This is a genomic window from Sphingobacterium sp. UBA7253 (genome assembly GCF_002472745.1).
GTDB classification, from domain to species: domain Bacteria; phylum Bacteroidota; class Bacteroidia; order Sphingobacteriales; family Sphingobacteriaceae; genus Sphingobacterium; species Sphingobacterium siyangense.
On the sequence record NZ_DKSP01000203.1, the window covers coordinates 1 to 20546 of the forward strand.

The 20546-nt window shown below is 41.6% G+C and carries 17 protein-coding genes, 3 tRNA genes and 1 pseudogene; 14 read left to right on the forward strand and 7 right to left on the reverse strand.

The genetic code is table 11. The features are described from left to right. From B2X72_RS20685 to B2X72_RS20695, 3 genes and pseudogenes are all read left to right on the forward strand, one after another. Positions 1 to 273 (forward strand): annotated as a pseudogene (locus B2X72_RS20685) (tryptophan synthase subunit beta); the annotation flags it as partial. Between the two features lie 94 nt (positions 274 to 367). Beyond that, positions 368 to 910 (forward strand): L,D-transpeptidase family protein, encoded by a 543-nt coding sequence (locus B2X72_RS20690; protein WP_286733225.1) that lies wholly within the window; start codon positions 368 to 370, stop codon positions 908 to 910. 422 nt (positions 911 to 1332) lie between these two features. After that, on the forward strand, positions 1333 to 1899 hold the full coding sequence (locus tag B2X72_RS20695) for a helix-turn-helix domain-containing protein (RefSeq protein WP_120334066.1): 567 nt from the start codon (positions 1333 to 1335) through the stop codon (positions 1897 to 1899). A 168-nt stretch (positions 1900 to 2067) separates the two neighbouring features. On the opposite strand, the gene B2X72_RS20700 is transcribed toward B2X72_RS20695, so the two are convergent. The 7 genes from B2X72_RS20700 to B2X72_RS20730 form a co-directional block, all read right to left on the reverse strand. Next, a complete protein-coding gene (locus B2X72_RS20700) occupies positions 2068 to 4248 on the reverse strand; it encodes a DUF4954 family protein (protein ID WP_286851313.1) in 2181 nt (726 codons plus the stop codon). An 8-nt stretch (positions 4249 to 4256) separates the two neighbouring features. Next, positions 4257 to 6098, reverse strand: coding sequence for a glutamine--fructose-6-phosphate transaminase (isomerizing) (gene glmS / locus B2X72_RS20705; protein ID WP_159332959.1), 1842 nt, complete (start codon positions 6096 to 6098; stop codon positions 4257 to 4259). 150 nt (positions 6099 to 6248) lie between these two features. Next, positions 6249 to 9431 carry an efflux RND transporter permease subunit gene (locus tag B2X72_RS20710; RefSeq protein WP_159332960.1) on the reverse strand — a complete coding sequence of 1061 codons (3183 nt, stop codon included), beginning with the start codon at positions 9429 to 9431 and terminating at the stop codon, positions 6249 to 6251. A gap of 64 nt (positions 9432 to 9495) precedes the next feature. Further along, the gene (locus B2X72_RS20715; protein WP_159332961.1) at positions 9496 to 10551 is read right to left on the reverse strand and encodes an efflux RND transporter periplasmic adaptor subunit; all 1056 of its coding nucleotides are present in this window, start codon (positions 10549 to 10551) and stop codon (positions 9496 to 9498) included. Positions 10552 to 10565: 14 nt separating this feature from the next. Next, a complete protein-coding gene (locus tag B2X72_RS20720; protein ID WP_159332962.1) occupies positions 10566 to 11882 on the reverse strand; it encodes a TolC family protein in 1317 nt (438 codons plus the stop codon). Between the two features lie 28 nt (positions 11883 to 11910). Beyond that, complete coding sequence (locus B2X72_RS20725; RefSeq protein WP_286710225.1) at positions 11911 to 12510, reverse strand: TetR/AcrR family transcriptional regulator; 600 nt, start codon at positions 12508 to 12510, stop codon at positions 11911 to 11913. Between the two features lie 169 nt (positions 12511 to 12679). Further along, positions 12680 to 13351, reverse strand: a complete 672-nt coding sequence (locus B2X72_RS20730; protein WP_075992906.1) for an NUDIX hydrolase — start codon at positions 13349 to 13351, stop codon at positions 12680 to 12682. A 185-nt stretch (positions 13352 to 13536) separates the two neighbouring features. Here B2X72_RS20730 and pfkA point away from each other — a divergent pair, with 185 nt between their 5' ends. The 11 genes from pfkA to B2X72_RS20785 all read left to right on the forward strand — a co-directional run bounded on the left by pfkA (position 13537) and on the right by B2X72_RS20785 (position 20460). Further along, positions 13537 to 14514 (forward strand): 6-phosphofructokinase, encoded by a 978-nt coding sequence (gene pfkA / locus B2X72_RS20735; RefSeq protein ID WP_075994837.1) that lies wholly within the window; start codon positions 13537 to 13539, stop codon positions 14512 to 14514. A 17-nt stretch (positions 14515 to 14531) separates the two neighbouring features. Beyond that, positions 14532 to 15383: a hypothetical protein gene (locus B2X72_RS20740; RefSeq protein ID WP_075992907.1), complete on the forward strand. Its 852-nt coding sequence runs from the start codon at positions 14532 to 14534 to the stop codon at positions 15381 to 15383. Positions 15384 to 15387: 4 nt separating this feature from the next. Further along, positions 15388 to 16386 carry a type I glyceraldehyde-3-phosphate dehydrogenase gene (gene gap / locus B2X72_RS20745; protein ID WP_070561154.1) on the forward strand — a complete coding sequence of 333 codons (999 nt, stop codon included), beginning with the start codon at positions 15388 to 15390 and terminating at the stop codon, positions 16384 to 16386. A 175-nt stretch (positions 16387 to 16561) separates the two neighbouring features. Beyond that, positions 16562 to 16637: transfer RNA gene (locus tag B2X72_RS20750), tRNA-Phe, on the forward strand. 50 nt (positions 16638 to 16687) lie between these two features. Further along, a tRNA-Gly gene (locus B2X72_RS20755) sits at positions 16688 to 16760 on the forward strand. Positions 16761 to 16765: 5 nt separating this feature from the next. After that, a tRNA-Leu gene (locus B2X72_RS20760) sits at positions 16766 to 16850 on the forward strand. A 189-nt stretch (positions 16851 to 17039) separates the two neighbouring features. Next, a complete protein-coding gene (locus B2X72_RS20765; protein WP_075992909.1) occupies positions 17040 to 17369 on the forward strand; it encodes an ArsR/SmtB family transcription factor in 330 nt (109 codons plus the stop codon). A 38-nt stretch (positions 17370 to 17407) separates the two neighbouring features. After that, positions 17408 to 17977 (forward strand): DUF6428 family protein, encoded by a 570-nt coding sequence (locus B2X72_RS20770; protein WP_286851317.1) that lies wholly within the window; start codon positions 17408 to 17410, stop codon positions 17975 to 17977. Between the two features lie 15 nt (positions 17978 to 17992). Continuing rightward, positions 17993 to 18412 carry an arsenate reductase ArsC gene (locus tag B2X72_RS20775; RefSeq protein WP_075992911.1) on the forward strand — a complete coding sequence of 140 codons (420 nt, stop codon included), beginning with the start codon at positions 17993 to 17995 and terminating at the stop codon, positions 18410 to 18412. A 22-nt stretch (positions 18413 to 18434) separates the two neighbouring features. Continuing rightward, positions 18435 to 19538 carry an ACR3 family arsenite efflux transporter gene (arsB, locus tag B2X72_RS20780; RefSeq protein WP_286851319.1) on the forward strand — a complete coding sequence of 368 codons (1104 nt, stop codon included), beginning with the start codon at positions 18435 to 18437 and terminating at the stop codon, positions 19536 to 19538. A 13-nt stretch (positions 19539 to 19551) separates the two neighbouring features. Next, entirely contained in the window at positions 19552 to 20460 is a 909-nt protein-coding gene (locus tag B2X72_RS20785) for an SMP-30/gluconolactonase/LRE family protein (protein WP_145326912.1), read from the forward strand. Positions 20461 to 20546: the final 86 nt, after the last annotated feature.

A 20546-nucleotide genomic window follows, 5' to 3' on the forward strand; every position in this document is an offset into this window, starting at 1 on the left:
CCGTCAACCTCGGTGTCTGCGGGCCTTGACTACCCGGGGATATCGCCACAACATGCCCAGCTAAAAGATAGCAATCGTGCAAACTATCACCCCGTGACAGATGCAGAGGCTATCGATGCCTACAAGTTACTTTCCCGACTGGAAGGTATTATTCCGGCCATTGAATCATCACATGCTGTTGCCCTTGCGGTGAAATTGCTAAAAGACAAAAACAAAGTCGCTATTGTGAACCTCTCGGGACGTGGCGACAAAGATGTTGACCGCGAATTCTAGAAGGCAGCATCAAAATACATGAGTAGGCCGAGTGCAGGGCCCTAGGTTAGGCACTCGGTCTAAACGTTTTATCCATTAGCTAACAATCTCCAAGATGAAGCGACCAAGAAATCGTCGAATAGTTTTAAAAACAGTAATCAGCCTCGTCATCTTACTTTGCCTGGGCCTGATAGGCTATAATCTTTATCCAGAACCAACGTTGGATCAGCATGCCAAAGTAGACAAGCTTATCGTCTATAAATCAAAAAGAACACTATTGGCCTATAGTAAGGGAAAGCTCCTAAAATCTTACCGTATTTCATTGGGCGGCCAACCTGTGGGCGCCAAAGAATTTGAAGGCGATTTAAAAACACCCGAAGGGCTTTACACGATCAACGATAAAAATCAATATAGCAGCTATCACAAAAACCTGGGGGTCTCCTACCCAAATGAACAGGATATTGCCCACGCCAAAAGTTTAGGAAAAGAGGCCGGTGGCGACATCAAGATCCACGGACTTCGAAACGGACTAGGCTTTATTGGTAAATTGCAGCGCCACATGGACTGGACTTTCGGTTGTATGGCACTTACAAATGCAGAGATTGACGAACTTTTTGATGCTGTTCCCATAGGTGCAGCTATTGAAATAAAACCCTAACTGGAATAAAGACTTAACTAAAACAACTCTTGGCTGGAACACACCCCTAACGACCTGAAGGCTAAAGCGCCGAATGGCCCGTCCATTACGCTCATCCGCTGGCCGCTTAGCCGTTCCCCCTATTTTACCCTATACCTCGTTTTCAAAATACTACAAGATAAACCCTAAATATTACAACCCCATGTCTAATAAATTATCGATTTTTGAGTTTACATTAGTAACTTGTATTTAAAATAATTCCGATGGAATATCCAATGTGATAAACACAAATACCGATGACCACATCACAGCATGCACGGCATCCAAGAATTAAATACACCTGCACAAAATCAACAGGATATTCCATAGGACCTCTAAAAGACAACATGCGAAGCATTCATAAATACCATTGGATGCAGACTTAAATCAGTAATAATTTAGATATGAAACTTGCAATAAAGAATATGGTATGCAATAGATGCATTATGGTTGTTGAAAATGAATTGGCTAAGCTCAATCTCCATGTTAAGCATATTTCTTTGGGCCAGGTTGAGATTGAAGAAGAGCTGACCAAAGCAGAGAGCAAGCAACTCGCTTCAAATTTTTCGGCACTTGGTTTTGAATTGATTGACGATAAAAGAACTGTCATCATCGAACAGGTAAAACATGTCGTATTGGATCTTATCCGTAATCAACATAACGACACCACCCTTAATCTTTCCGAAATCATCAGCACGAAAGTGCACCATGATTACAACTACATCTCCAATCTTTTTTCGGATGTTGAAGGCATAACCATCGAAAAATACTTCATCGGCCAGAAAATTGAATATGTCAAAGAGTTATTGGTTTACGATGAACTTACCTTGAGTGAAATTGCCTATAAACTCAATTACTCCAGTGTTGCTTATTTAAGCAATCAATTCAAAAAAGTAACCGGATTGACGCCAAGCCACTTTAAGCAGATCAAAGACAATAAACGCAAACCACTTGATAAGATCAACGACTAGGGATCTGCGATGTGCGCTTCACAGCGCAGGAAGAAATCAAAGTTTGACCGCTTCTAGCTATCGCAGAAAAAGAATATACAAAACCACTTTGGGGACATTACCAACTGTCAAGACCGTTAATACGTGGTTCACAAAAAAAGAAAAGGCTTCCGAGCGGAAGCCTTTCTTTTAAAATTGCCCTTTCAAATTAGCAACCCTTATCTTAAATATCTCTAATTCTTTTTGTTGTTGATTGATAAAAGAATTTTCCTCCAGTTTTCCTACCACAATATCACGCTCTTCATCATTGGCATAAACCATGTTTTTGAACTGATTTTTGTAGTCTTTGGCACGGGATTTATAAATCTGTTCACCAATCCAGATCCGGTGTCCAAGCGCCTGATCCAACAAAGATACAATTTTATCTGTTGATAAAACCATACCTTCCAAATTTAAGATTTCTATTAAAGACAAGAGTGCATGTTCACGTTTATCTAAGGGGTATGCTTTACTTTTATCGTGATAGAATTCATGAATACCATCCCATGAATCTATTTTTTTTGATTTGACGTCATCTAGGAAAGTTTGCAGGGCATTGCTTTCGATCAGCTGTCCACCTATATTTTCCCAGCTCGTACGCGATCTACCCGATAAGGCTTCAATAATATCCTGCAGTGACAGGCCTTCCTCGAGCGCATCCATCAGGTGCAGTACACCATAGTATTTAATAAACGAACGATATAAATGATAAGCCTCGCCAACCTTCTGAATAACAGTCGGTCTTCGTGAATTTTCGGCTCCTTGCAGCACAATTGTCTGATCTTTTAGGTCCATGTTGTTGGCAAGCAGTGCCCGGCCCGCAACAATACGTTCGTGCTTATCCTTCCCAACTGCAGTGTGGAGACTATCTGCCACGGCCAAGGCCAGCATATCCATCCCTTCAAACATTTCATTCACCGTATCCGGTGCCAACATATCGTATTCAAAATATTGGTTTTTAAAATGTCGATTGTCCCGCGCCGCATACTTATTGGCATTCCGTACCAAAGCATACATATTGTACATAAACCAATACCCCGGAATCAAGACCAGTTGATCATGTTGTACGTCATTGCTCACTAAGGTAAAAGGCAACTTGATATCCAGTTCATGCAGAAAATCCCCTTTTACAATAAGGCAATACGATGCAAACCTGGAGTTGTGTTTTAGGCTCACACAGAGTCCAGGCCAAAAACCACGTCCCGCAATAATTTCACCGTCCGCAGCTCTGGAGTTGTGATTAGATCCTACGGTTGCTCCAGCAGCCATATTACTTTGGCCCATCACCAATGCCGCACATAAAAACGAGTTGTTATGGTGCTGTTCATGTGCTGGAAAAATCAAGGAATTTAATACTTCACAACAGGAAATTGTCGAGTTGTCTCCCAAATAAGAGTTGATCAGGCGCGCGCCATATTTCAACTGCGAATAGGAAGCCAGGATAAAACGTACAGCTTTAACGCCGTAAAATATACGACAGCCATAGCCAATAATTCCATTAACAAGCTCACAACCCTCACCGATCTGTGTATACGATTCCTGTGAGGAATTGACGGTTACATTTTTCAGCTTACTGACCCCTTTAATATAAGCATCAGTTCCGATTTTGACATTCTTGATCGTTAACGTATTTTTGATGACGCAACGGTCGCCAATCTGGCTGTAATAACCCCGTTGACTTCCAAATTTCTGATCAGTCAGTTCTCCAAATCGCTGCTGTAAAGCATGATCATGTCGATTGCGGGTCCAAAGGTATACATCTGCAGCCTGCATACCGTCAAAAGGGTAAACCGAACGGGCACCATTTTCGTTGCAGAGTTCCAGCTCGATCCGTTTTTCTGACTCTTCACCATCACGGAGAATACCATTACCGAATTTGGCTGTACTACCGGTCTCCATTTCCTTGATCTGGCTCAACAGCACTTCATTACCAACAATAAAGTAGGACAAGTAGCCCACATGATGGACAGCAACATCGTCGCCAAAGTCCGAACTGATGATCGTCGAATGATACAGGCCAATGGGCAACTGCAAATTGCGGTAATCCAGGTAACTCGGACTCAAATTGCCAATACGGACCAGACCATAGAATTTACAGTGCTGAACCTGATTCGGATCAAAGACTGCCGATACTTTGACCTTGGACCAGTCGCCGGACCAGTTTCCATTGTTAATCAAGTGTTTAACCTCTGTTTCCGTCAGATCACGGTAGTCATTACGCGGGTTTTGCTGAAAGCGCAGGGTATATTCGTCTTGTCCTGTTGGAATAAACTCATCTGGGATAAATCCATATCCCAGCTGTTCCAAAGGTTTCTTCTTCAATACACTCATCGGCCTCCTTACTCTACAGTTACCGACTTCGCCAGGTTACGTGGTTTGTCCACATCCAAGCCTAGCTCTACACCAATATAATACGATAGCAGTTGCAATGGTACAACCGAAATCAATGGAGCAATGATCTCATCGGCCTCCGGAATTTCCATAAAATCATCCGATAGATTTTCTGAAACAGCATCGCCTTTGGTAACCACCGATATAATCTTTCCTTTACGCGCTTTGATCTCCTGAATATTTGAAACAATCTTCTCGTGATAAGCATCTTTTGTAGCGATAAAAACAACCGGCAAGTTCTCGTCAACCAATGCGATAGGTCCATGTTTCATTTCTGCTGCAGGATAACCTTCGGCATGGATATAGGAAATTTCCTTGAGTTTAAGCGCACCTTCCAGGGCAACGGGAAAATTATACCCCCTACCCAAGAAAAGAAAATCTCGGGCATCTTTATACTTTTTCGCAATGGCTTTGATTTTATCAACCTGCGTATCCAAAATCCACTCGACCTTTTCAGGCACCTCATTTAATTCCTGTGCAAGTTTTTGATAACGTTCTTCGCTGATCGAGCCTCTCAAAGAAGCAATCTTTAAGGCAATCAGGTTCAATACAGTCAATTGCGCCGTAAATGCTTTTGTACTCGCCACACCGATTTCAGGTCCAGCATGTGTATAGGCACCTGCATCCGAAAGTCGTGCGATAGAAGAGCCAACAACATTGACAACACCCAATATGATAGCGCCTTGTTTTTTCGCATTTTCCAATGCAACCAATGTATCAGCCGTTTCACCACTTTGGGAAATCGCCAAGATAACATCCCCCGGATGAATAACCGGATTACGGTAGCGGAATTCCGATGCATATTCAACTTCAACATTAATACGGCATAATTCCTCAATAACATATTCTGCAATAAGTCCGGCATGCCAGCTCGTACCACAGGCAACAATCACAATGCGATTGGTATTGCTGATCTCATTCGCAAATTTTTCAATGCCACTCAATGTAATCTGATGGGATTGCAGATCCAGACGTCCACGCATAGAGTCAAAGATCGTTTGCGGTTGCTCGAAGATCTCTTTCAACATAAAGTGATCAAAGCCACCTTTTTCAATAGCCGACAACTCCAGATCCAATTTTTGGACATAAGGCGTGATGCGCTCATTACCCAGATTTTTAAGGATCAACTCCTCCGGAGTGATAATGGCCAGTTCGTAGTCATTGATATAAACGACTTCTTTGGTGTATGCTAGCATCGGGGAAGCATCTGAACCCAAAAAATGTTCATTTTTACCGATACCAATCACCAAAGGACTTCCTTTACGCGCTGCAATAATACGATCCGGATGGCCAGCCTCCAATACAAGGATCACATAGGCCCCTACGACCCGTTTCAAAGCAATACGAATCGCTTCTTCTAAAGAGCATTCATTCTGCAATTGGATCTCTTCGATAAAGTTGACCAGAACCTCTGTATCGGTATCACTTTTAAATGTATAACCTTTATTGATTAATTCTGATTTTAAGGAAGCATAGTTTTCAATGATGCCATTATGAATCATCGCAATATGCCCGCTATTGGAATAATGCGGATGTGCATTCCGATCAGAAGGCTCACCATGGGTAGCCCAACGGGTGTGGCCTATCCCTGTGGTCGACTGTAGATCTTTGTCGTATACAAACTCCTCCAAGTTTGCGACTTTACCTGTTTTTTTGTAAACATCGATCTGCTCACCTTTATGCAATGCCACTCCAGCACTGTCATAACCACGGTATTCTAACTTTTGTAATCCGTCAATGACGATACCATACGCCTGACGATAACCTGTGTATCCTACAATTCCACACATGTATGTCTCAATTTTAAGTGTATATTTTGTTAATGCGCCGCAATGTAATAAAAAATATCTACGCAATCGATTGATTAACCTAGAATTAACACAAAAAAGGCGGCTAATGTTTTATTAGTCGCCTTTTTCTATTGTATAATGTATTATTTTTTAATGTTCTGCCACATCTACATGGTCATAATCCTCCTTCATCAAGGCTTCATAATTTGTCTTTTCTTTCTTTCCAAAACGACGTTGAAGACTGTCAAAAATGGAGTACACCACTGGTACAACAACCAGGGTTAAAAATAAAGAAGATAACAAACCACCGATGATAACAATCGCAAGACCTCTATTCATATCGGCACCGTCTCCAGTAGCGATTGCAATAGGAATCATACCAAATACCATGGCAATTGTCGTCATTAAAATCGGACGAAGACGTGCATGATTGGCTGCCACTAATGCATCGTGCGTGTTATCGCCAGCTTCCTTACGATGGTTGGCAAAATCAACCAGCATGATCGCATTCTTGGCCACTAGACCAATCAACATGATGATACCCAAAATCGTAAAGATATTCAAGGTCTGATTTCCCAAAGCCAAGAATAACAGGGCTCCGATAAACGACAATGGAATCGAGAACAAGACCACAAATGGTGTGATAAAACTATCGTATAAAGCAACCATTACCAAGTATACTAGGATAATAGATGCCAATAAGGCAATTCCCAAAGTACCAAAACCTTCGGTTTGGTTCTCCATGTTACCACCCCAGATAAAGACGATTCCCGGTTTACGCGGCAATTTTTCAAACTGTGCCTGCCACTCTTGCGCTACGGTACCCATTGGTCTACCGATGGCCTGTCCCTGAATGGATACTGCCGGCGACTTGTCGCGACGTTCCAACAAAGTAGGTCCCGAGCCATAAGTTACATTGGCAAATTGATCCAAAGAAATGGAAGCACCCTGATTATTGATAAATTTCAGATCACGCACGTTGTCGATATTGGCACGACCATTTTCCGCATAGCGGATATTGATATCATACTCATTATCGCCGGCTCTGTATTTGTTATCCGTGTTTCCTGAAAATGCCGTTTGCATCGTCATACCCACAGTAGAGACATTCAGTCCCAAAGAGGTCATTTTATCACGGTCGATCTTCACATTGATCTCGGGATTACCCGCTTCAGAAGTTAATTTGACACCCGCTGCTCCAGGGATCTTGCGCAATTGATCTGCCGCCTTCTCTGCAAATTCCTGTGCATCTTCGACAGAAGCACCGATAATGGTCAGCTTCAATGGTGCCTGCTCCGCTCCCATGATACCCACATTGACGGTTTTGATTTTTGCACCGATCAGTTTATTTTCCAATTCACGCTTCAGCGTCGCTGAATACACCTGTGAGTTGCCTTCAAAATTTTCTTTGTCGAGGATCACGTGGATCTCCGATTTGTAACGCGAACCCGTTGTCGAAGCCATACCGTCCGAAGACTGCCCCACTGTCGTAATAATTTCTTTGACATCGGGTTTCGATTTAATATAAGCCTCCGCTTTCTGCGTCAATAAGTTGGTCTTCTCCAGGGAAGCGTCTTTATCGAGTTCCAACTGGATGAAAAACTCCTTACGGTCGATACTCGGGAAGAAGTCCGAACCGATATAACCTTTAGCGATCAGGATAAATGATGCAAAAAGTAAACCGATTGCTAAAAATAAAGTTGCCACCTTGGTTTTCCAGGTTCTTAAGGCCCAAACTAACAATCCTGCAACCCAATGTGTGAAGCTGTTCAAACCGCTTTCAAAACCATGAATAATACGGCCAAAGAAAGATGTTTTGCTCAAGTGCTCCAATTTACCGAAACGCGAGTATAACCAAGGTACTACCGTAAATGACACCAATAAGGATAATAAAGTCGAGATGATTACAGTCACACAGAATTGCGCCAGGATATTGGCCACCAAGCCCGTAGACATCGCGATCGGAAGGAACACCACCACGATAACCAAGGTGATCGCCGTTACTGTAAATCCAATTTCCGAAGCACCATCAAATGCCGCACGCACCTTGTTTTTACCCATCTCCATGTGGCGGTGAATATTCTCGATAACAACGATCGCATCATCCACAAGAATACCGACCACCAGGGATAAACCTAGTAAAGACATCAAATTCAGGGTATAGCCCATTAAAAGCAAGCCAATAAAGGTAGCAATCAAAGATAAAGGAATCGCCACCATGGTGATCGCCGCATTACGTAAACTCTGCAAGAAGAACAACATGATAAAGCCCACCAATGCAATGGCAATCATTAAGTCGTGGATCACGTTATCGGCCGCATTCAATGTAAATTCTGAAGAGTCATTGGCCACTAGAATTTTAATATTCTGTGCCGCATAATCCTTCTCTACACCGCTAATTACTTTTCCGTTTTTATCGTGTACAGCAATCGTTTTCTTGACCGCTTCAGATACCGCTACCGCATTTGCATCAGACTGTTTAAAGACCTGCAATAAGATTGTATTCTGACGGTCAAGACGGGCTACTTTTTCAATCTCTTTGATACCATCCCGTACATCGGCGATATCGCGCAGATAGATCTGCACCCCTGCCGGCGTTGTGATCGGGAGGTTACGCAGCTCCTCGATCGAAGTTACTTTACCCGAAAGACGGATGGTTGTCCGGTTATCGCGGGTACTTACGTTACCTGTCGGGAAATCGAGATTGGATGCAGCTACTATTTGCTGTACCTGAGAAATTGTCAGTCCATAACCTTCAATTTTCTTCGGATCTACAGAGATCTGGATTTCACGTTCCTCACCACCGATCAGGTCTACTTTTGCAACACCATTGATCCGCGCAAAGACCGGCTGGATTTTATTATCCAAAAGATCATAGAGTTCTTTCTCCGATAAGTTGGACGTTACGGCCAAACTCATGATGGCCACATCATCCAGGGAAAATTTGGAGAGTGAAGGTGTCTTTACATCATCCGGCAAATCGTTGATCACGGCATTGATTTTCCGTTGAGCATCCGTAAGCAGGAAGTTGACATCCGCACCGTTGTTGAGGGTGATCATGACAATCGATACCCCTTCCAACGAAGTCGACTCCACCTTTTTGATACTTTCCAGGGATGAAATGGCATCCTCTATTTTTTTTGTCACCGAACTCTCAACCTCTGCAGGTGAAGCTCCCGGATAGACCGTCTGTACCGTAATGACGTTAATTTCAAATTTAGGGACCAATTCATAGCCCAATCGCGTATAAGAAAACAACCCGCCTAATGTCAGTATTATAAATAATACGATAATTATACTGGGGCGTTTTATCGATATTTCGGTAATTTTCATTCGAATAATTTATTTTTAATAGCCATGCAACCGGAGTTGCATCTGCTACTGATTACAGTATGCTCTATTTAATAATCTCTACAGGACTTTGGTCAAATAGATTGATCTGACCCGAAACAATCACCTGATCGCCATTTTGCAAACCACCTAAGATCTCGATGTAATCACCAAAGTTTCTACCCGATTTGACATTTGTTTCGATTGCTTTACCGTTTTTCAGCACAAAGATCTTGTTGTCGCTCACGCTACCCACAAAAGCATTACGTGGTACGATCAATGTATTGCTGGCAACACCTTCACCGAAGATGGCCGTACCATACATACCGGCACGCAATTGGTTCGATGCATTATTTACCTCGATTTCCACCGGGAAATTTAAACTACCGTCCGATTTAGGTGCAATAAAAGTTACTTTACCGGTAAAGCGTTGATCTGCATACACACTCGCTGTCACATCAACAGACTGACCGATCTTTAAGGTCGCTACATTCTTTTCGTCTACATTGACACGCAATTTCAACGTAGCAACGTTCACAATATCGAAGGCCGCAGCACCGACATTCAGGTAAGTCCCCGGTTCGATTTTACGTGAATTGATAATACCCGATACCGACGTTTTGATGGTTACATCGCCAGCATTCAATTTAGAAGCTTTTAAGTTATTTTTCGCATTCTCAAATTGCAATTTCACCTGATCTAACTGTTGTTTGGTTACACCTCCCGTAGAAAAAGCACTTTCAAAGCGGTGCAGATCAGCCTGCGCATTGGTATAAGCCGCTTGCGCATTCGCCACGTTCACATTCAGTTTATCACCCTCGATGATCGCCAAAGTCTGTCCCGCACTCACATGAGAACCCTCATCAACCAATACTTTCACTACCCGGCCGGCAGTTTCAGCCGAAACCGTTACTTCCTGTTTCGGAGAAAATGTTCCGTTAGCAGTATAGCGTAAATCCATGGAAGATACTTTTGCTGTATCGATACGCACAGCAATAGCCACATTTTTTTTGGCTACTTCCGCAGTTTCGGCCTCATTTTTCTTTTTATTCTTATTTAACACAAAAAATATTCCTGCTAAACCAGCAGCAATAATAAGTAAGGTAATAATTCCGCGTTTCATATTGTATTAGTCAATTATTCTTTAATTAGTGATTTTAATTCGCCGTTCGCCTTAATAATCTGTACTTCGGCTACTTTATAGTTCAACAAACTCGTATTTAGATTATTTTCTGCATCAGCTAGTGCTTTTTCAGCGTCAAGTAATTCTGTTAAAGTTGCTAAACCATTGTTAAAATTGTTTTTTGTATCATCTAGAACACCTTTAGCCAATTTAACATTTCGGCGATTATTGTCGATCGTCAGCAAACTGATCTTGATCTGTGATTTGGCATTTTCTTTCGCTAGATTTAGACCCAGTTTGGTATCTTCAAGATCAACCTGTGCTTGTCTAATCTGAATATCCGCCTGGTTGATTCTTGCTCTTGTTGTTCCTCCCGTGAAGATTGGCACCGAAAGATTTAAACCTATGCTCGAGGTCTTTGGCCAGCTAAAATCACCAACAATTGGAAACCCTTTACCAAATCCATTAAAACCAAAATCTCCACCTAAGGATAATTTAGGGTATAGATCAGCAACTTTCGATTTCTTATTCAGTTCGTAAAGTTCAATTTGCTTCTTCATCAACTGCACCTCGGTCCTATTTTCTACATTATCCGATTCCACGGCCAATGCTGCATTAATATCAAAAGTCTCTTCAGATAATTCAATATCTTCCTCGATCGGCTTCCCGATTGCGAATTTCAATGCATTTTCTTTGATCTGTACGGCGTTGGTTGTTTGTTGTTTCTGTGCCTCCAGGTTATTCACATTGACCACCAAGCGATCTAAATCTATTTTTTTTGCAAGACCAGCTTTCACAAGTCCTTCCGTCACATCTTTCGTTTTTGTGGTACTTTGCAAGTTATTTTCTATCGTTTGAAGTTTCAGATGTTCTTGGTAGATATCATAGTAAGCATTTGCTACTTTTTCGATCACCTGTTCATCTGTTAACTGCGCATTTATTTGGTAAAACTCTTTTGTTGTCTTGGCAGCTTTCAACCCTGTAAAGATCGATTGATTAAAAAGCTGCTGATTCAGAGAAACCACTGCTGTTGAATTCCAGGGTTGTCCCATTTTAATCTTTTGAGTTTGACCACCGGCTTCCAATACCATTTCTGGAATTAACACATTGTATTTTAAGGAACCATTTGCTGTAATTTGTGGCAACGCGCTACCCCTAACCTCATCAATCTGGTATTGCGAGTTTTCGAGATCTAACTTTGCCTTTTTAGCTTCCTTTTTGTTCTGCAAAGCAAATTTAATCGCATCACTTAAGCTCAATTGTTGCTGTGCATGACTCTGGAAAACCATCGTACCTAATAAAAGGCTGGCTAGTATTCTGATTGTTTTCATTCCTAATTTATTTGTCCTAATTTTATATCTACTTTTTATTTATACCATTAAAAAACAGCTTGGTAGCCAGCTTTTGTTTCTGCAACACTTCATCAAAACGATCCTGATTTGGAATCCCCGAAATGATATCGGAAATATTGCACATCAAGGATAAGCTCTTCATCAATTCCACATAGATTTCGGCCGTTTCGTATAAATGCTCTCCATCGATTTCACCTTTTCCGGCACCGACCTCAAGGATCTCAAACAAGGCTTTCACATCGCGGTCGTGCAGACATTGAAAAAAATCCTGCATGGAAAGTCCCTTGATCCATTCCAGATTTTCGTTCATGTGCAACATATAGTATTTCCGGACAAATGCATCGCGCAGTTCCAGTATTTTCATAATCAGCTCGTAAGTAGTGCCCACGTGCACAGCCACCATCTTCTCCTCCTCTTCCCTATATTCATCCGTCAAACGCACAATCACATCCCGTATAAGTGCATTCTTTTCCGAATAATAGTAGTACAAATTCGCTTTGGTAATTTTTATATCCTCCGCAATTTCATTCATCGTAGTCTTACTAAAACCATAATGCATAAAGCGTCTTATCGCCGCATGAATGATTTGATCTTTTCTATCTTCCATTCTTCAAAAAACTCCTTTCTACTTTCTGACTTTTATCAAAAATTGTTCAAAAATATAAAAAGTAACATGTTGGGCAAAATAAATTTTGAAATTGTAATAATTTTGATATTAACCTGACAACAAAAAAGGCAAACTCGAGAGTTTGCCTTTTATTATACGAACAGATCTGTTAGAATGCGACCGTGTTCTGAAAATGTTTTAAGAATTTTCGTTTATCCAGTTTATAGAGCCGTGCTGCACGATAGGCAACTCCAGTCTGCACTTCGTCGAGCTCTTTTAGAAAGCCGTAATTTTGCATTTTCTTTCTAAAATTGCGTTTATCGAGTGGTTTATTCAAGATTCCCTCATACACCAGCTGTAACTGAGTGAGGGTAAATTTTTCGGGCAGCAGCTCAAAAGCAATGGGCTTATAAGCAAGGCGCCGCTGCAATCGCTCCAGACAGAGGTCCAAAATCTGCTTATGGTCAAATGCCAGTTCTGGTACGTTCCGAACAGGGAACCATTTCGCCTGTTTCATATAATTTGTAACAGGTTTGGTTTTCAATTTGGTATTGTCCAGCTGTACGAGGGCGTAATAGGCCACCGTCAGAATGCGCCCTTTTGGATGTCGTTTTAATCCGGCAAAGGAATGCAGTTGATCCATAAATACATCTTTCAAACCTGTATTCTCATACAAAATTCGTTTTACGGCATCTTCCATCTCTTCGTCATTATCCACGAAAAAACCTGGCAATGCCCACCAATCCTTAAAAGGATATTCATTTCTTTCGGCCAAAAGAACTTTTAATTCTCCTTCGTGAAAGCCTAATATGACACAGTCAACGGTAAAATTACTATACAAAACTTCTAAATTTATTTATGTGCAATATACTGAGCTAAATTTAGCGGTTACTAATCATCGGGTTATCTGTAACAATTATACGCTTCCTAAACGTGATGCGCAAAAAAATATTGAAAAATTTATTCAAAGTGTAGAATATACACTATAAAAATCTTATATTCGTAAAACCTAAAATATAGCGTGTGATAAAAGAAATTAAAAAAATAGGTGTATTGACGTCGGGAGGTGATGCTCCTGGCATGAATGCCTGTATTCGTGCTGTTGTTCGAACAGCATTACATAAGGGATTGCAAGTAACGGGTATTTATCAAGGATACCAAGGTCTGATCGATGCAAATTTCATAGAAATGGATACGCGTTCGGTCAGCAATATTATACAACGTGGTGGTACGATATTAAAAACAGCGCGTTGCATGGAGTTCAAGACGCCGGAAGGCCGTCGAAAAGGCTATGACAATCTGATCGCTGCCGGTGTGGATGCATTGGTGGTTATTGGTGGTGACGGTACCTTTACAGGGGCTAATTTTTTCTCCAAAGAATTTGAGATACCTATTATAGGTATACCCGGTACAATAGATAACGACCTTTACGGTTCTGATTATACCATCGGTTATGATACGGCCAACAATACAGTCATTGAAGCTATTGATAAAATCAGAGATACTGCGGCGTCACATGAACGTCTTTTCTTTGTTGAGGTAATGGGCCGGGATTCAGGTTGTATTGCTTTGAATGCAGGTATTGCTGGCGGAGCCGAAGCAATCTTACTTCCAGAGAAAGAAACGGCTATTGACGACCTCATCCGTCATTTGGAAGACGGTGCCATTAAGAAGAAATCGTCGTCTATTGTTATTGTTGCAGAAGGCGACCAAAATGGTGGTGCTTATTATGTCGCAAAAAAAGTAAAAGAAAAGTTTGATCATTACGACACGAAAGTTAGTATATTAGGGCATTTGCAACGGGGTGGTTCTCCAACGAGTTTCGACCGCGTGCTTGCGAGTAGATTGGGCTTTGCTGCTGTCAATGAATTATTGGCCGGAAACACACGAGTTACTGTTGGGCTTCGTGGTAATGAAATCAAGACAACTCCAATTGAAGAAGCAATCAGCAATAAGGAAATTAAACTTAGCCCTGATTTATTGGAAATGGCTGAGATTTTATAATCGTAATTTGAACAGACATGATAGCAGTAGTATATAGTGGATCTCGATTTTCAGACTGGAGATTGGCCGACAAGGGGCGGATCACTACGGGGTTCCGCATGAACGGGATCAATCCTTATCTTCAAGATGAGCGCTCCATACTACAGCATTTGCATAAAAACACCAACCTGATCAACAACGCCGAAAAAATCAGACGGATCTATTTTTTCGGAGCGGGATCTTCGTCGAAGGAACGTAAAGATAAAATAAAAAACGTCCTCGAACGTTTTTTCGTCAATGCGCGCGTACGGGTTGATCATGATGTCATTGCTTCGGCAATTTCCACTTTCGGCGACGAAAGAGGAATTATTGGCATCATTGGGAGTGGATCAAATGCAGCTTATTATACAGGGAAAAAAATCATTGACAATAACTATGGTCTAGGTTATATTCTGGCCGATGAGGGGGCGACAAACTGGAATAGCCAGCAGCTGCTCAAACATTACATGACGGATACCTTACCTGTTGATCTGCGGGACAAACTGGAAAGAGAATTTAACATCGATAAGAAAACCATTTTGGAAAGGGTGTATATTTCCCCACAACCGACAAATTTTCTGAATTCATTTACAGACTTTGTCCTCGAAAATAAGGATCATCTATTCATTAGTCAATTGGTTAAAAATGGGCTTCGTACGTTTATAAAAACCTACATCAAGCCCTTAATGAAAGAATATCCGGACAGTGACGTAAACTTTACGGGTTCAGTAGCGTTTAATTATGAGCACTTGCTTCGGGAAGTTGCCACAGACGAATTTAATATCAGTATTGGTACTGTTGTAAAAGAACCGATACATAATTTAATTAAATATTATATCAATAAAAATTAAGAATATGAAAATTGGAATTAACGGATTTGGCCGTATTGGTCGTTTAGCATTTAGAGCGGCTATCAATCGTCCAGAAATTGAAATTGTTGGTATCAATGACTTAGTTGAACCAGATTATATGGCTTATATGTTGAAATATGATTCAACACATGGCAAATTTGACGGTTCTGTAGAAGTAAAAGACGGTAATTTGGTTGTTAACGGAAAAACTATCCGTGTTACAGCTGAGAAAGATCCGGCAAACTTGAAATGGAATGAAGTAGGTGCTGAAGTAATCATCGAATCTACAGGTTTCTTCTTGACTCAAGAGTTGGCTCAAAAACACATCGATGCAGGTGCTAAAAAAGTAGTGATGTCTGCTCCAGCGAAAGACGACACCCCTACTTTCGTAATGGGTGTAAACCACAAAGAATTGAAAGCTGATCAACACATCGTTTCAAACGCTTCATGTACAACAAACTGTTTAGCACCTATCGCTAAAGTATTAAACGATAAATTTGGTATCGTTGAAGGTTTGATGACAACAGTACATGCGGTTACCGCAACACAAAAAACTGTAGACGGTCCTTCAGTAAAAGACTGGAGAGGTGGTCGTGGTGCATACCAAAACATCATCCCTTCATCTACAGGTGCTGCTAAAGCAGTAGGTTTGGTTCTTCCAGAATTGAAAGGTAAATTGACAGGTATGTCATTGCGCGTTCCTACAGCAGACGTTTCAGTTGTTGACTTAACAGTACGTTTGAACAAAGGTGCTTCATATGAAGAAATCAAAACTGCAATGAAAGAAGCTTCTGAAGGTGAATTGAAAGGTATCTTAGGTTATACTGAAGACGAAGTTGTTTCTTCAGATTTCTTAGGTGATGCACGTACATCAATCTTCGATGCAAAAGCAGGAATTTCATTGAATGATAACTTCGTTAAAGTTGTATCTTGGTATGACAACGAATGGGGATATTCAAACAAAATCGTTGACTTGGTATTAGAAGTTGGTAAATTGTCTTAATCAACTCGACCAATATCCTATAAAGGGGCTATTCTACACGAATAGCCCCTTATTTTTTTTCCTTAAAAATCAGCAGGTTGGCGCTTAAACGCAAAAAAAAGCGCTTTTAGCTTTCGTAATTCAAATAATCCGTCTATATTTGCATCATCAATAAGGCAGACAGCTGAATTGAAAAGGTGCCATAGCTCAGTTGGTAGAGCAAAGGACTGAAAATCCTTGTGTCGCTGGTTCGAATCCAGCTGGCACCACCAAAAAGGAAGAACGCAAGGTTCTGACAGATTGAAAGAATAATAATTCCAATGCGAAAATAGCTCAGCTGGTAGAGCACAACCTTGCCAAGGTTGGGGTCGCGAGTTCGAATCTCGTTTTTCGCTCACCTGCCTAGGTGGTGGAACTGGTAGACACGCAGGACTTAAAATCCTGTTCCCGTTAAGGGAGTGCGGGTTCGATTCCCGCCCTAGGTACAAAAAGAGACGCCGAATATCGGTTGTCTCTTTTTTTTTATACCAATATAACCCTTTGCTCCAAATTTAATATTAGGCCATTTCGAGTTCGATTTGAGCGCAATACTACGATTAATATCATCGTAGCATAATTTTTATGTTGCCAATTTGGGATTTCAAAAAAATTAATCGTAATATTGCAATAACATTATGGGACTTACTAAGACAGAAATATTCACAGAAGAGCAGAATCAGCTCGCTACAATGCTCAAAGCGTTGGGCCATCCTGCTCGTATTGCGATCCTTCAATCTATCATCCGTGCAAATTCGTGTATCTGTGGTGATCTGGTTGAGGAACTAGGATTGGCACAGCCAACAATTTCCCAGCACCTTAAAGAATTGAAGAATGCGGGTATTATCCAGGGCACCATTGAAGGTGTACGGGTATGCTATTGCATTGAACCTAAAGCCTGGAAATTATTGAAAACAAACCTGGCAGCTTTCTTTGACTCTTATAAAGAGAACACAAACTGTTGCTAAAAAATTTACATCAATTAATCGTTAAATTGCAATATAACATGAACAACTCCGCATTTATCAACTGGGAAACGTTTAAAACGCAGCTCCAGCAAAACCCGAATCAAATTTTACAATTTGAATATGCAGAAGGTAAATGGGTAGATCCCTCCTACCATATTACAGAAATCAAACAGGCTCCTATCGTATCCGTCGATTGTGGTGGCGTAATTAACTCCTGGACTGAAATCATTGTCCAACTATGGGAACCAAGGGAAACAGAAGAAGGCCGTGCAATGCAAGCAAGTAAAGCGATGTCTATCGTGGATATCGTTGAAAAGAAATTGCCGCTTAATCCCAATGCTATTGTAAAAATTGAATTTGGCAACTCGCAGTTCGATACACGCCAAATGTATCCGGGTAATTTTACCGTGTCCGGACAAGATTTAATCGTTAACCTTACTCCAGATTATACCCAGTGCAAAGCCATTAACCGTGGAGGAAGCTGTGGCAACACGTCAGCTGGAGAAGAATGCTGCGCACCCGTTGCTAAAGCCGAACCTGTAAAGCTGGAAATGGTTAATCTGGCTGCTGATGGCCCCGTTTGTAAACCTGGTGGCGGCTGCTGCTAATCAAAACATTAAAAAATGGAAAAAATATTGGTACTCTGCACCGGCAACAGTTGCCGCAGCCAAATTGCAGAAGGATTTTTAAGACATTTCGCAGGTAGCCGAGCCGAGGTTTATAGCGCCGGTATAGAAACGCATGGCGTTAACCCTAAAGCCATTCAGGTTATGGCTGAAGCCGGCATTGATATCTCATCCCACACCTCTAATCATGTCAATGAGTATGCGGCAATAGACTTTGACTATGTAATTACGGTCTGTGATAATGCCAAAGAGAGTTGTCCATATTTTCCTTCAAGGGCTAAAAAACTACATTACAATTTCCCAGACCCGGCAAAAGCTACCGGGACGGAGGAAGAAGTTATGAATGAATTCAGAAGGGTACGTGATCTTATCAAAACATACAGTGCTGAATTTGTAGCGGAAAATCTCGATAAATAAACATACCCACTAACAAAAAAATATGTCAGCCAACAACTGCGCCCCAGCACATGAAAGGAAAAAACTGAGTTTCCTCGACCGATACCTTACCTTATGGATTTTCCTGGCGATGGCAATCGGAGTATCTATTGGATTCCTTTTCCCGTCTTCATCTGATTTTATCAATTCTTTCTCGAGCGGCACCACCAATATTCCACTTGCCATTGGCCTGATCCTGATGATGTATCCACCACTTGCCAAGGTGAAATATGAACATATGGGCAACGTATTTAAGGACACAAAGATACTGGGGACTTCCCTACTCCTGAACTGGATCATAGGGCCTATTTTAATGTTTATCCTGGCGATTGTATTTCTTCGGGGCTATCCCGAATATATGATCGGCCTTATTCTTATCGGGCTAGCCCGCTGCATTGCAATGGTCGTTGTATGGAATGAGCTAGCGGAAGGAAACCGCGAGTATGCTGCAGGACTCATCGCCCTCAATAGCATTTTTCAGGTTTTATTGTACAGTGTCTATGCTTATATCTTTATCACCGTTCTGCCTCAAGTATTTGGGATGAAAGGTCTTGATGTCAATATTTCGATCGGTCAGATTGCGGAAAGTGTCGGAATTTATTTGGGTATTCCCTTTGCAATGGGCATAATCAGCCGTTATGGCCTGATTAAGTTAAATGGAGAAGAATGGTTCCAAAGCAAATTTGTGCCGCTGATCTCTCCCATCACCTTAATCGCATTATTATTTACAATTGTAGTCATGTTCAGCCTGAAAGGTGAACTGATCGTTCAGATTCCTATGGACGTTGTCAGAATTGCGGGTCCTTTGGTGATCTATTTTGCCATTATGTTCCTGGTGAGCTTTTTTATCGGTAAACGAATGGGCGCAGATTATTCCAAAAATGCAGCCATTTCCTTTACAGCTTCTGGTAATAATTTTGAGTTAGCTATTGCAGTTGCTATTGGCGTCTTCGGCATCAACAGTGGCCAGGCATTTGCCGGCGTCATCGGTCCGCTCGTGGAAGTACCCGCATTGATTGCCTTAGTCAATGTAGCTTTCTGGTTAAGAAAGAAATATTACAAAGGCCAGGTGGTAGCCCAAGAAAATTATTTATTCCCGGAAAATTGATAAATTAGTTGATATGTTCCATTCAGCTCATTCTCGCAGGCACTGGCCTACACTCTTGCTGTCCGTACTCTTCTCCTTAAATGGCTTAGATCTCAGCGCACAGTTGTTTCATCAGGACAGCCTAAAATTAATAGCCCGACAGTTTGCCTTTACCGAAGGGCCGGCAGTGGACAAGGCCGGGGACATCTATTTTACCGACCAGCCCAATAACAAAATCTGGAAATATAGCACCAAAGGGCAACTTTCGCTTTTTAAAGATTCTGCAGGCCGCGCAAATGGATTGTACTTTAACCATCAGGGTCAGCTCCTTGCCTGTGCCGACGAAAAGAACGAAATCTGGTCAATCAGCAAAGATGGTCAGGTTACCGTCCTGCTGACAGCTATCGACGGAAGGAAACTGAATGGTCCAAATGACCTTTGGGCAGACAAGAAAGGTGGCATCTACTTTACAGACCCCTTTTATCTGCGCGATTATTGGACCCGGAAAAAGCCAGAAATAGCGGGGCAAAAAGTCTACTACCTTCCGCCAGGAAAAGCGAAAAAACCCATCGTAGTAGCTGATGATGTAAGCAAACCGAACGGCATTGTCGGCTCGCCCGATGGAAGATACCTCTATGTCGCAGATATCGAACGGAATAAAACGTACAGGTACACCATTGAATCTGACGGCAAGCTCAGCGGACAGACAGCGCTTATCGATCAGGGATCTGACGGGATGACATTGGACCATCACGGAAATATTTATCTGACAGGCAAAGGCGTTTTTATTTATAGTCCGAAAGGCCTGCTGATCGGCCATATTGAAGTAAATGAACCATGGACATCCAATGTCTGTTTTGGAGGTAAAGATCGTACGGTTTTATTTATCACCGCTTCAACAGCCATCTATAGGATCCCCATGCATACCCAGGGAGTGGATTAATACCAAAGAAAGAAAAAAACAATCACCTGATATTTCGTAACTTGCCATACACCGCAGCATTTTAAAATGGACTGTTTCCAATGTTA

Excerpts from the sequence above, each read along its gene's own strand:
- B2X72_RS20690 (WP_286733225.1), top strand. The coding sequence starts at position 368 with ATGAAGCGACCAAGAAATCGTCGAATAGTTTTAAAAACAGTAATCAGC.
- B2X72_RS20695 (WP_120334066.1), top strand. The coding sequence starts at position 1,333 with ATGAAACTTGCAATAAAGAATATGGTATGCAATAGATGCATTATGGTT.
- B2X72_RS20700 (WP_286851313.1), bottom strand. The coding sequence starts at position 4,248 with ATGAGTGTATTGAAGAAGAAACCTTTGGAACAGCTGGGATATGGATTT.
- glmS (WP_159332959.1), bottom strand. The coding sequence starts at position 6,098 with ATGTGTGGAATTGTAGGATACACAGGTTATCGTCAGGCGTATGGTATC.
- B2X72_RS20710 (WP_159332960.1), bottom strand. The coding sequence starts at position 9,431 with ATGAAAATTACCGAAATATCGATAAAACGCCCCAGTATAATTATCGTA.
- B2X72_RS20715 (WP_159332961.1), bottom strand. The coding sequence starts at position 10,551 with ATGAAACGCGGAATTATTACCTTACTTATTATTGCTGCTGGTTTAGCA.
- B2X72_RS20720 (WP_159332962.1), bottom strand. The coding sequence starts at position 11,882 with ATGAAAACAATCAGAATACTAGCCAGCCTTTTATTAGGTACGATGGTT.
- B2X72_RS20725 (WP_286710225.1), bottom strand. The coding sequence starts at position 12,510 with ATGGAAGATAGAAAAGATCAAATCATTCATGCGGCGATAAGACGCTTT.
- B2X72_RS20740 (WP_075992907.1), top strand. The coding sequence starts at position 14,532 with ATGATAGCAGTAGTATATAGTGGATCTCGATTTTCAGACTGGAGATTG.
- gap (WP_070561154.1), top strand. The coding sequence starts at position 15,388 with ATGAAAATTGGAATTAACGGATTTGGCCGTATTGGTCGTTTAGCATTT.
- B2X72_RS20765 (WP_075992909.1), top strand. The coding sequence starts at position 17,040 with ATGGGACTTACTAAGACAGAAATATTCACAGAAGAGCAGAATCAGCTC.
- B2X72_RS20770 (WP_286851317.1), top strand. The coding sequence starts at position 17,408 with ATGAACAACTCCGCATTTATCAACTGGGAAACGTTTAAAACGCAGCTC.
- B2X72_RS20775 (WP_075992911.1), top strand. The coding sequence starts at position 17,993 with ATGGAAAAAATATTGGTACTCTGCACCGGCAACAGTTGCCGCAGCCAA.
- arsB (WP_286851319.1), top strand. The coding sequence starts at position 18,435 with ATGTCAGCCAACAACTGCGCCCCAGCACATGAAAGGAAAAAACTGAGT.
- B2X72_RS20785 (WP_145326912.1), top strand. The coding sequence starts at position 19,552 with ATGTTCCATTCAGCTCATTCTCGCAGGCACTGGCCTACACTCTTGCTG.